This is a genomic window from Nannocystis sp. RBIL2, assembly GCF_026626745.1.
In the GTDB taxonomy this organism is placed as follows: domain Bacteria; phylum Myxococcota_A; class Polyangia; order Nannocystales; family Nannocystaceae; genus Nannocystis.
The window spans coordinates 3,448,136-3,459,167 of the sequence record NZ_JAPNJW010000001.1 but is presented as its reverse complement, the minus strand read 5'-3'; the positions used below and the strand labels follow the sequence as shown (position 1 = coordinate 3,459,167).

Annotated in this window: 5 protein-coding genes; 1 reads left to right on the top strand and 4 read right to left on the bottom strand. The window is 72.6% G+C overall.

Features of this window, described 5'->3' with window-relative positions; translation table 11 throughout:
• Positions 1-3 precede the first annotated feature (3 nt).
• Positions 4-1,038 (top strand): S-methyl-5-thioribose-1-phosphate isomerase, encoded by a 1,035-nt coding sequence (gene mtnA, locus OV090_RS13510; RefSeq protein ID WP_267704026.1) that lies wholly within the window; start codon positions 4-6, stop codon positions 1,036-1,038.
• A 67-nt stretch (positions 1,039-1,105) separates the two neighbouring features.
• On the opposite strand, the gene OV090_RS13505 is transcribed toward mtnA, so the two are convergent.
• From OV090_RS13505 to OV090_RS13490, 4 genes are all read right to left on the bottom strand, one after another.
• Entirely contained in the window at positions 1,106-2,851 is a 1,746-nt protein-coding gene (locus tag OV090_RS13505) for an alpha/beta fold hydrolase (RefSeq protein ID WP_267704025.1), read from the bottom strand.
• 58 nt (positions 2,852-2,909) lie between these two features.
• On the bottom strand, positions 2,910-4,340 hold the full coding sequence (locus OV090_RS13500; protein WP_267704024.1) for a DUF4215 domain-containing protein: 1,431 nt from the start codon (positions 4,338-4,340) through the stop codon (positions 2,910-2,912).
• A 149-nt stretch (positions 4,341-4,489) separates the two neighbouring features.
• The gene (locus tag OV090_RS13495; protein WP_267704023.1) at positions 4,490-8,545 is read right to left on the bottom strand and encodes an AAA-like domain-containing protein; all 4,056 of its coding nucleotides are present in this window, start codon (positions 8,543-8,545) and stop codon (positions 4,490-4,492) included.
• Entirely contained in the window at positions 8,542-10,785 is a 2,244-nt protein-coding gene (locus tag OV090_RS13490; protein WP_267704022.1) for an AAA-like domain-containing protein, read from the bottom strand. The genes OV090_RS13495 and OV090_RS13490 overlap by 4 nt, the downstream gene beginning before the upstream one ends.
• Between the last annotated feature and the right edge of the window lie 247 nt (positions 10,786-11,032).

The window sequence follows — 11,032 nt, the reverse complement described above, 5'->3', positions numbered from 1 at the left end:
GCCATGCTCCGTCCGGTCAAGCTCAGCCCTGACGGCCGGGTGCTGCACCTGCTCGACCAGCGTTCGCTGCCCGAGCGCGAGGACTGGCTCGATCTCGAGGACGTCGAGTCGGTGGCGGAGGCGATCGAGCGGCTGGCGGTGCGCGGGGCCCCGGCGATCGGCTGCGCCGCGGCGCTCGGGCTCGTCGCGTCGTCGTGGCGCTTCTCCGACGACACGGTGATGTTCCGCGAGTCGTGCCTGATGGCGTGCGAGCGGCTGGCGCGGACCCGGCCGACCGCGGTCAACCTGTTCCACGCGATCGCCCACATGCGCGGCGCGCTGGCCGAGTGCCCGGCCGGGCTCGCGGTCGCCGGCGTGCGCGGGCACCTGCACGCGGCGGCGCTGCGCTACGTCGACGACGAGCTGCGCGCGTGCCTGACGATGGCCGACCACGGCGCGCCGCTGATGCCCGAGGTCGGCACGGTGCTGACGCACTGCAACACCGGGGCGCTGGCGACCGCCGGCTGGGGCACCGCGCTCGGGGTGATCCGGCGGGCCCACGCGAACGGCAAGAAGCTGCGCGTGCTCGCCGACGAGACGCGACCGGTGCTGCAGGGCGCGCGGCTGACCGCGTGGGAGCTGCGGCACGACGGGATCCCCGTCGACATCATCGCCGACAACATGGCCGGCGCGCTGATGGCCCGCGGCGAGATCCAGGCGGCCATCGTCGGCGCCGACCGGATCGCCCGCAACGGCGACGTCGCCAACAAGATCGGCACCTACACCGTGGCGGTGCTGTGCCGCTACCACCAGATCCCGTTCTACGTGGCGGCGCCGTGGTCGACGATCGACCCTGCCACCGCGAGCGGGGCCGAGATCCCGATCGAGGAGCGCGACCACAACGAGGTCCACCTCCACGGCGGCCGGCGCATGACCCCGGCCGGCGTCGGCGCCCGCAACCCCGCCTTCGACGTGACCCCGGCCGAGCTCGTCACCGCGTTCGTCACCGAGCGCGGGGTGTTCCGCCCGGCCACGCTGTCGGCGCTGATGGATACCTAAAAAAGGGACATGTCCTGAGGGACATGCGCGGGAGGACATGTCCGCGAGGGCATGTCCTCTCGTGCGCTCACTTGCCGCGCGGCTTGGCGGGCGCCGCGGCGGGCTTGACCTGGCCTTGCAGCCAGGTCGTGAGCTGGCCGAGGAACGCGCGGTCGACGGTGCGGGCGGCGTCGAGGTAGCGGGACGGGTTGGAGTTCTCGGGCTCGGGCTTGAACAGGTGGTCGAGGTCGGCGAACGGCTTGAGCTCGGCCTTGCGTTTGCGGCGCTTGGCCAGCTTCATCAGCTCTTGCGGGTCGCGATTGGGGTCGACCTCGAAGTCCTTGTTGCCCTGGGCGATCCACAGCGGCGCCTCGCCGCCGGCGATCAGCGCCTCGGGTGAGACCTGCAAGATTTCCCGCACCCACAGCGCCTGCGCGGCCAGCTCGGGCGGCACGTTGTGGCCGGTCTTGAGCGCCTGCAGCGTCTTCTCCTGCGTCTTCTTGGCGTCGTCGCGGAGCTGGGGCGGCACCGCCTGCAGCGCCGCTTCGCCCTGCGCGCGCAGGATCTGCTCGTACGGGCGGCCGGGCGTGGCGAGCAGGGCCACCGCCTTCACGCCCGGGTCTTCGGCGGCCAGGGCGAGCGCCTTCCAGCCGCCCTCGCCGTGGCCGACGAGGACGATGCGGTCGGGGTCGACCTCGTCCTGGACCAGCAGGGTCCGCAGCGCGCGGCGGGCGTCCTCGAGCTGGCCGAGGTACGAGACCGGGCCCTCGGCGCTGCTGCCGAAGCCGCGCTCGTCGAAGCGGAGGACCGCGAAGCCGGCCTCGGCGAGGGCGTCGGTGATGCTGTGGCTGCCGAGGTCGACCGGCGGCGGGCCGGCGAAGCCGAAGCGGTCCTGCTGGCCGGTGCCGGGCAGCAGCAGCGCGCCGGGGAACGGGCCGTTGCCCGGCGGCAGCAGGACCTCGCCGGCGAGCGCGGGCTCACCTGGCCTTCCGGGCAGCTCGACCTCGCGGCGGGTGAACTTGGCGCCCGGCGGCGGGCTGTACTCGAGGACAGGTGGCCCCGCGATCGCCCACTCGGGCCAGGTCGGCGGCTGGACCGGGACCTGGACCTCGACGTCGTCGGCCTCGATCTGGATCTTCTCGATCCGGCCGTCGCGCAGCTCGATCGTCTCGCCGAGGTTGGTCTTGACCGTGGCCCGGCCGGGGGCCGCGGGGTCGGGGATCGTCAGCGTCGCCGTCCACTCGGTCGGCATCGAGCCCGACAGGCTGACCAGGCGCCACGCCAGCTCGCCGACCTCGAGGCGGCGCAGGCCGAACATCAGCTCCTCGTGGAAGATCGCCGAGAAGGCCATGAACGCGTCGCCGCTGCGGTACGTGATCTCGTCGCGCTCGCGGCCGGAGCTGAAGTGGATCGCGTCGCCCTTGCGCTCGAAGGTCAGCTCGGCGGCGTTGCTGCGCTCGAAGCCGCGGACCAGGTCGCCGCGGGCGTCGACCACGATCTCGCCGGAGCTGCGCAGCGGCTCGGCCGGCTTGCCGTCGCGGCCGGGCGGGCGCAGCTCGATGCGGGTGGCGAAGCGGAAGTGGCCGGGCTCGCCGTCGACCGGGCCCTCGTAGCGGCCCCACGAGGTGCCGATCGGCTTGCCGCTCTGCATCATCGTGTAGACCCGGACCTCGCCCGGGCGGTACAGCTTGTCGACCGCGGCGCCGGGCCACGACAGCGTGACCTGTCCTTCGGAACCTGTCTCCGGGGACTTGGACGCCTCGGTCGGGATCTTGAGGCAGCCGCTCGCGAGCGTCAGTGAGAGGGTGGCGAGGGCGAGCGGGCGGGAGCGCATGCGCACCGGGGATAGCCCAAGACGCCCGGCGATGCCACCGCCGCGGCGAGCGCGGCGCTCACGGGTTGCGGCACAGGCGGAAGCTGTCGAAGCGGGTGATGTCGGGCAGCGCCTGGCCGCCGTTGTAGCCCCAGACCTGCAGGCGGACCAGCGACTTGTTCGGGTCGAGCAGGGGCAGGATGTCGTGAAGGACCCACCCGGACAGCTGCTCGTTGAAGTAGAGCGTGTTGCCGGTGGTGTTGTCGGCGTAGCCCCACTCGACGTACATCGCCGGGTTGTCGGCCGCGTCGTGCCAGGTCCAGAAGTTGGCGCTGACGAGCTGGGCGACCGGGGTGGCGGCGAAGGTCTGCTGGATGTGCCAGTTGTCGGTGGCCTGGGCGGCCCACACGCCGTCGTGCGGGTTCATCGTCACGGTGACGCCGCCGTTGGTGGTCCACGGGGCCAGGGCGCCGGACTCGAAGCCCTCGTTGACGAGCAGGCTGAGCTGGCCGGGCCCGCACAGCGACAGCACCTCGACCTCGCAGGTCGGGCTGCAGCCGTCATTGGCGACCACGTTGCCGTCGTCGCAGTCCTCGCCGGCCTGGACGACGCCGTCGCCGCACGCCTCGGTCTCGCAGGTCGGGCCGCAGCCGTCGTCGGCGTCGGTGTTGCCGTCGTCGCAGGTCTCGCCGAGGCCGGCCTGGACGACGCCGTCGCCGCACGCCTCGATCGCGCAGGTGTCGCTGCAACCGTCCTCGGACACGGTGTTGCCGTCGTCGCAGGTCTCGCCGAGCTCCATCGTCAGGACGCCGTCGCCGCAGCTCTCGAGCACGCAGGTCGCGCTGCAGCCGTCATCGGGGTCGGTGTTGCCGTCGTCGCAGGTCTCGCCGAGGCCGACCTGGACCACGCCGTCGCCGCACGCCTCGAGCAGACAGGCGGCGCTGCAGCCGTCGTCGGGGTCGGTGTTGCCGTCGTCGCAGGCCTCGCCGAGTCCCGCCTGGACGACGCCGTCGCCGCACAGCTCGCTGACGCAGGCGGCGCTGCAGCCGTCGCGATCGGCGGTGTTGCCGTCGTCGCAGCCCTCGCCCGGGCCCTGGTGGCCGTCGCCGCAGACGTTGAGGACGCAGTCGGCGAGGCAGATCTTGTCCCCGCCGTTGTTGTCGCCGTCGTCGCACTCCTCTTCGTCCTCGACCATCCCGTTGCCGCACTCGGGGAGGTGGCCGGGCGGGGTGGTGGTCGAGCTGTCGTCGCTGGTGGTGGTCGTCCCGGTGGTCGGCTCGCCGGTGGTGGTCGAGTCGCCGTCGGAGGCGGTGCCGTCTTCCGTGTCCGAGGTGGTGGTCGGCGCGCCTGTCGTCGGCGCGTCGGTGGTCCCGGGCTCGGTCGAGCTGCCGTCGGTGGTCGTAGACGAGGGGTCGAGGGTGTCGGTGGTGGCGACTGCGTCGCCGCAAGCGGAGAGCGCCAGCAAGGTGAGGGCCGCGAGGGCCGGGGTCGCGCAACGGGCGAAGTGCATCGCAGCCATCGTATCAGCGCGGCGCGACGGGCGAACACGGGAATGACTATACATGGCCGATAGGACAGGTCACAGGAGGCGCCGTCGCACATGTCGGACCGGAGCTGCGCGTCGGCGAGCCAGTGATATGTCCGCAGGGACAGGTCCGCTCAGCCGCCGGCGAGGCGGCAGTCGGCCTCGACCTGCTCGAAGTCGTCGCGGTGCGGGGCGAGCTCCTCGCAGGCCTTGCGCAGCAGGTCCCCGACCGAGGTCGGGAAGAGCTTGATCCGCCCGTCGCGGCCGGCGGTGACGATGAGGCGGCCGTCGGGCGAGAACTCGGCGTGGTTGACGGCGGCGGCGTGGCCGTGCAGCGTGGCCAGCAGGTCGTAGTTGGACGAGTCGACCGGGGCGTCCCACAGCTTGGCGGTGTTGTCGGACGAGGCGGTGACGATCCGCCGGCCGTCGTTCGAGAAGGTGGCGTGCAGCAGCGAGGCGGAGTGGCCGAGCAGGGTGGCGAGGACGTGCGGGCGGTCGTCGGGGCCGGCCATCGACCACACCCAGGCGTCGCGCGCGGTGGCGAGGACGAGGCGGCCGCCGTCGCGCGAGAAGGCGGCCGAGGCGATCGCGCCGGCGGCGGGGTCGAGGGTGGCGACCTCGCTGCCGTAGCGGGCGACCCACAGCTTGGCGGTGTGGTCGGCGCTGATGGTGACGACGGTCTCGCCGTCGGGCGAGAACACCGCGCCCTCGACCCGCGCGCTGTGACCGACGAGGTCGGTGATGAAGCGCAAAGCCTCGGCGTCGATCAGCTGGGCGGTGTTGCTGTCGCGGCTGGCGAGCACGACGTAGCGGCCGCCGGGGGCGAAGCCGGCGACCGTCTGCTGGCCGCGCGTGCCCTGCCATGGCTCGCCGACGACGGCGCCGGTGGTGGCGTCCCACAGGCGCAAGGTGTCGTCGGCGCCGGCCGAGACGATGCGGGTGCCGTCGCGCGAGAAGCTGGCCCCGAGGACATGTCCCGCGTGACCGAGGACGGCGACCTCGTCGCCGTTGCTGGCGTCCCACAGGCGCAGGTTGGAGTCCTCCTCGGCCCAGGTGAGGAGCCGGCCGGAGCCGTCGCCGGCGAACACCGCGGCGACCACCGGGCCGGCGTGGCCCTCGAGGGTGCGGATGTTGCGGGTGCTGACGACGTCCCACAGGCGCGCGGTCTTGTCGTCGCTGGTGGTGACGATCCGGCTGCCGTCGGGCGAGAAGCGGGCCAGCCGCACCGAGGCGCCGTGGCCCTTGAGGGTCGGCACGGCGTTGTTGAGCGAGCCGTCCCAGATCCGCGCGGTGTTGTCGCCGCCGACGGTGAGGATCCGGGCGCCGTCAGGCGAGAATTCGGCGGCCAGGACGGCGGCGGTGTGACCCTCGAGGGTGGCGATCGGCTGGCCGCTGGCGCTGTTCCACAGCCGCGCGGTGTTGTCCTCGCTGGTCGTCAGCACGCGCGAGGCGTCGAGGGAGAACCTGACCGAAAGGACCTGTTCGGTGTGACCGGTGAGCGTGGCCGCGACCTCGCCCTTGACCGGGTCCCACAGCTTGACCGCGGTGCCCGCGGCCCCGCCGGTGCCGGCGCCGACGGTGGCGACGCGGCGGTCGTCGGGCGAGAAGGCGGCCTGCTTGAGCAGCTCGCGCGGGTCGGTCAGGCTGGCGAGCTGCTTGCCGGCGTTCGACCACACGATCGCCCGCGCCAGGCTCCACGTCAGCACGCGGTCGCCGCTGGCCGAGAAGCTGGCCCCGAGGACAGGATCGCCGTGCGGCAGGCTGGTGACCGCGGCGCCGGCGGTGGTCCACACCCGCGCGTCGCCGTCCTCGCCGACGGTGACGAGGCGGTCGCCGAGCGGCGAGAACTGCACCGCCGAGACGTTGCCCTTGTGCCGCTTCAGCTCGGTCTTGAGCTCGCCGGTGTCGAGGTCCCACAGCCGCGTGACGCCGTCGCTGCCGCCGGTGGCCACCAGCGGGTCGCCGTCGGCCAGGGCGATCGCGGTGACGTTGCCGCTCTGGGTCCGCGGCAGGTCGCGGGCCTTGTTGCCGCGGATGTCGACGAGGTGCGCGCCGCGGTCGACGCCGAGGAAGTAGACGCTGTAGCCGTTGTCCGACAGGCCGGCGATCATCCGCTGCGGCGGCACGGACACGTTCTTGTACTCCTCGAGGTTGTCGCCGGTGGCGGCGTTCCACAGCCGCGCGCTCTTGTCGGCGCCGACGCTGAAGATGCGGGTGTCGTCGCGCGAGAAGCTGGCTGAAAGGACAGGCGCGGCGTGCTCGAGCACGCGGATCGTCTTGCCGGAGACTGCGTCCCACAGGTGGGCGGTGCCGTCCTTGCTGGCCGTGAGCACGCGGGTGCCGTCGTGCGAGAAGTGGGCGCCGTGGACCGCCTCGGCGTGGCGCAGCACCAGCGGCCGCTGGACCGGGGTGGCGACCGCGGCGGCCAGGCCCTGCATGACGCGCGGCGGGACCTCGCCGTCGCGGGCGAGCGCGTCGGCGGCGGCCTTGATCGCGGTCAGCAAGGCGTCGCGCTCCTTGCCGGGCTGCTGGGCGTAGAGGAGGGCGTCGGCGCCGAGGCGGTCGAGCCGGGCGTCCTCGTTGCGGCGCTCGGACATCCGCGACAGCTGGTCCTTGCTCTGCTCGGCGACCACGAACTGCCACACGGTCAGCGCGAGCAGGACGCCGAGGGTGGCGACGGTGCCGGTGAGGATCGAGATGGTGCGCCGCTGCGACACGGCGCCCTCCTCGGCCCGCTCGCGCCGCTCTCGCTCGATGTCGGCCCGGTAGCGCTCGCGCTCGGCCTTGCGCTGCTCCTCGAGCGCGGCTAGGCGGGCCTGCTCCTGCATGCGCGCGGCCTCCTCGAGCCGGTGGCGCGCCTCGGCCTCGCGGCGGGCGAAGTTGAGGCCGGCGAGCAGGAACTCGTGGTCGCCGAGGGTCAGGTCGCTGCGACCGTGCGACCACGCCAGCGCGTCCTCCAGCGCCGCGCCGCGCAGCAGGTAGTCGTCGTGCCGCCCCGAGGTGTCCCAGCGGGCCACGAACTCGGCCAGCCGCTGCTCCTTCTCCCGCTCGCGCAGCCACTTGTGGTCGTAGACCTCGGCGAACACGAGGTTGCGGACCCGCAGCCCGATGTCGCCCGTCTCGTCGCGCGCCTCGGCCGCGAGGCCCGTCAGGCGCAGCTCGATCTGCACCGGGTTGTTCGGCTCGGCCGGCGCCGGCTCGCCGCTCAAGATCCGCCGGTACAGGTCGAGCATGTCGCGCGCGCGCGCCCGCGGGCCGTTGGCGTTGGCGTTGGCGTTGGCGTTGAGCCGCTTCTCGGCGTACGCGAGGTTGGCGTCGGCGGTCCGGCCGTTGCGCACGAACAGGGTGTAGGCCGAGTCGTCGACCCGCCCGGCCTCGGTCTTGTCGCTGACCGGGCCGCGCCGGACCAGGTCGTCGCATAGCCTTTGAGACATGTACGGATGGCCAGATGTCCACGCGTACACGGCGTCGAGCAGGGCGTCGGGGCTGCCGCCGAGGCCCTCGAGGCCGGGGCGGAAGGCGTCGAGCTCGGCCCGCGAGAAGTCCTCGAGGCGGATCTCGCGGCCGATGTTGAACGGGGTGCGGACCGAGTTGGAGATCAGGTCGGCCGGGGCGGCGACGCCGAGCAGGCAGAAGGTGAGGCGCTCGTAGGCCGGGTCCTCGGCCCGCAGGTTGTAGGCCGAGCGGATCGAGGCGAAGAAGTCGTCGGAGCTGAACGGCAGCGCCAGCACCGACTCGACCTCGTCGATGAAGACGACGATCGGCGCGTCGGTTCGATCGATCAGCTCGTTGCGGAGGTAGCGGTACCAGCGGTGGACGGGGGTGAGGTTCTGGTGGGTGCTCCAGAACAGCTCGGGGCTCGGCAGGCCGATCGACTCGGCGATCTCGACGGCGATGCTGAAGTACCAGTCGTCGATCGAGACCAGGGTCGAGCCGATGTTGGTAAAGTCGATGCTGACGCAGCGCACGCCGCCGGCCTGCAGCCGCTTGGCCGCGCGCACGCGCAGGCTGGTCTTGCCGATCTGCCGCGGCGCGAGGATGTAGCAGAACTCGCCGCGCATCAGCGCCGACAACAGCTCGCGGTCGGCCTTGCGCTCGATGTAGAAGGCGCCGGCCTGGACCGCGCCTCCGACCTGGAACTGGGCGCCGTGGTGTCCGAGGCCGCCCGAGTTCGAATGTGCCGGACTCATGGCCGCAGCCGTTCGTACAGCCGGTAGCGCAGGCGGTAGAAGCCGACCTTCTCCTCGACCGCGATGCCGCTGCTCTCGAGCGCCGCCGAGGTGTCGGAGTCGAGCTCCGCCAGCGAGTCGCTGCGCAGCCGCTTCACGCCGGCCATCATCTCGGGGTGGAGGTGGAGGCGCCGCGCGTAGCGCTGGAGGAAGTCGTCGAACAGGTTCGACGGCTCGGCCAGCAGCTCGCGCGCCGACAGCCCGCCGGCGAGGTTGGCCCTGTGCATGGCCAGGCGCACGAGGTACGGGTGGCCGCCGACCAGGCTCATCAGCGCGGCGAAGTCCTGGTGCGTCCACTCGAGCCCGTAGAGGTGCGACAGGGTCTCGACCTGGTCGCGCGTGAGGTCGCCGAGCACGATCGGCGGGCTCAGGTTGAACGGCGACTGCGTGGTCCGCTCGATCAGCCGCCGCGGCGTGGTGCTGATGCCGAGCACCAGCCGCAGCTTCTCCAGCCGCGGGTCCTCGGCCCACGCGCGCAGCATGCCGAACCAGTCGTCCTTGAACGGCAGGCCCCACACCGCGTCGACGCGGTCGAGCGCGAGGATCACCCGCGTGCTCGCCAGCGGCAGCACGTTGTCCCGCATCAGTCGGCCGAGCTTCTGGTTGACGCTGCCCGGCGACTTCCACAGCGTCGGCACCCAGTCCTCGGGGCCGCCGATCGAGCCGACGATCTGGAACGCGAACTCGCGGATGAAGTTGCCGTAGTCGCTGCGCGACTCGTAGTCGAAGGTGTCGAGGTTGATGGCGACCACCCGGCAGGCGCCGCCGTCGGCCTGGTAGACCATGTCGGTCAAGAACTGCGACATCCAGGTCTTGCCGAACTTGTCGGGGCCCCACAGCACGACCGGCGCGCCCGGCTGGTCGAGGTAGTTGAGCGCGGTGCGCTCCTCCTCGGCGCGGTGGACGTGCCAGTTGATGTTGTACGGCGCGCCCGGCGGCTGCACGCGCGCGGCGATCGACGAGTAGAAGATGCCCGAGTCGCCCGGGGCCCCGCCCGACAGCGAGGTGATCACGCCGAGCGGGATCGGGGCGGTCTGCGAGATCGACGGGTGCGAGCCGGACGTGCTGGCCGAAGGGACAGGTCCGGTGGCGATCAGGTTGGCCGGGTTTACCGGCGGCGGCGGCGGCGGAGGCGGGGTGCGGCGGCGGGGCGGCGGCAGCGACTCGGGCCGCGTGCCCTGATCGTCACCGAGCTCGAAGGCGTCGAGGTCCTGGACGATGCGCCAGTGGCCGGCCGCGTGCTTCTTGGCCGCGCGCGGCCACAGCCGCAGGGTGGCCTCGTTCTTGTCGTCGACGGTGATCCGCGCGGCGGTGTAGCCGTGGCGGCGATCGACCTTGCCGCCGTAGACCTCGAGGCCGAACAGCGAGCTGCCCTGGAGCTCACGCCGGCCCTGCGCGCCGCCGATGGCGACCACGCTGCTCGCGTGCTCGTGCATGTGGCCGTAGACGTGAGCGACGAAGCGGCCGGGCGGGGCGATCTCGGCGACCAGCTCGTCGCGCGCCTTGGCCTGCAGCCAGTTCGGCGGGTGATGCGTCATCAGCAGGGCGAAGTCGCATTCCTTGACCCACGCCGGGCCGTCGCCGCCGCAGGCCGCGTGCAGCTGGCGGACGTCGAGCGCCAGCTTGCCGGTGTAGTCGCCGTCGCCGAGCTGCAAGAAGGCGCTGTTGAGGCCGACGATGCCGAGCTTGAGCCCGTCCTTGGCCAGCACCGCCGAGCAGTCGCCGGGCAGCATGCCGCGCTGCAGCTGCAGGCCGGCGAACGGGTGGTTCTTCAGCCACTCGCTGTACGGCGCGAACGCCTGGTCGACGAGGGCGCGGTAGGGCGAGCTGGCGTCGCGCCAGAACTCGACCTGAACTTCGGGATAGGTGTCCCAGCGGCCGAGCACCAGCGACTCGGGCCGGCGCGGGTCGGGGCGGATGAGGTCGTGGTTGCCGGGGACGGCCACCAGCGCGGGGGTCGAGCCCAGGGCGCGGAGGTGATCCCACAGCTGCTGCAGGGTTTGGTTGAGGCGCGCGAACTCGGCGGCGCTGCCCCGCTGGGTCAGGTCGCCGCTGAACAGGACCAGGTCCCAGGGGCCGCAGCGGGCGTGCAGCTTCTCGAGGTCGGCCAGCAGGACCTCGCGGACGCCCGGCCACAGCCATCCCTGGGCGTCGAGGCCCTGGTGGAGGTCCGTGAAGTGAAGCCAGCCGAAGGAGCGCATGGGAGCGGAGCTGCGCGGCCAAGGGGCCGCAGGTAGCCGATACGAGTGTACCACCGGGGGCCAGCGGCCTTGCCGCGTCGGCGCGGCTTTCGACCCCGGGGAAAAACGATTGTCCGGCGGCCCGCCGAGGCAAGCCCGGGAACGAGACATTACGCAGGAGGTGGGGCCCCGGCTTCCCGGGCTCGCGCACGCCGGGGGCACCCCCGCGCGGCCGGCTTCGGCGGCACTAGCCAGGGGCGCCGGGCTT

What these genes read in the sequence shown, in the direction of transcription:
- OV090_RS13495 (WP_267704023.1), bottom strand. Translation starts at nt 8,545, where the DNA reads ATGAGTCCGGCACATTCGAACTCGGGCGGCCTCGGACACCACGGCGCC.
- OV090_RS13505 (WP_267704025.1), bottom strand. Translation starts at nt 2,851, where the DNA reads ATGCGCTCCCGCCCGCTCGCCCTCGCCACCCTCTCACTGACGCTCGCG.
- OV090_RS13490 (WP_267704022.1), bottom strand. Translation starts at nt 10,785, where the DNA reads ATGCGCTCCTTCGGCTGGCTTCACTTCACGGACCTCCACCAGGGCCTC.
- OV090_RS13500 (WP_267704024.1), bottom strand. Translation starts at nt 4,340, where the DNA reads ATGCACTTCGCCCGTTGCGCGACCCCGGCCCTCGCGGCCCTCACCTTG.
- mtnA (WP_267704026.1), top strand. Translation starts at nt 4, where the DNA reads ATGCTCCGTCCGGTCAAGCTCAGCCCTGACGGCCGGGTGCTGCACCTG.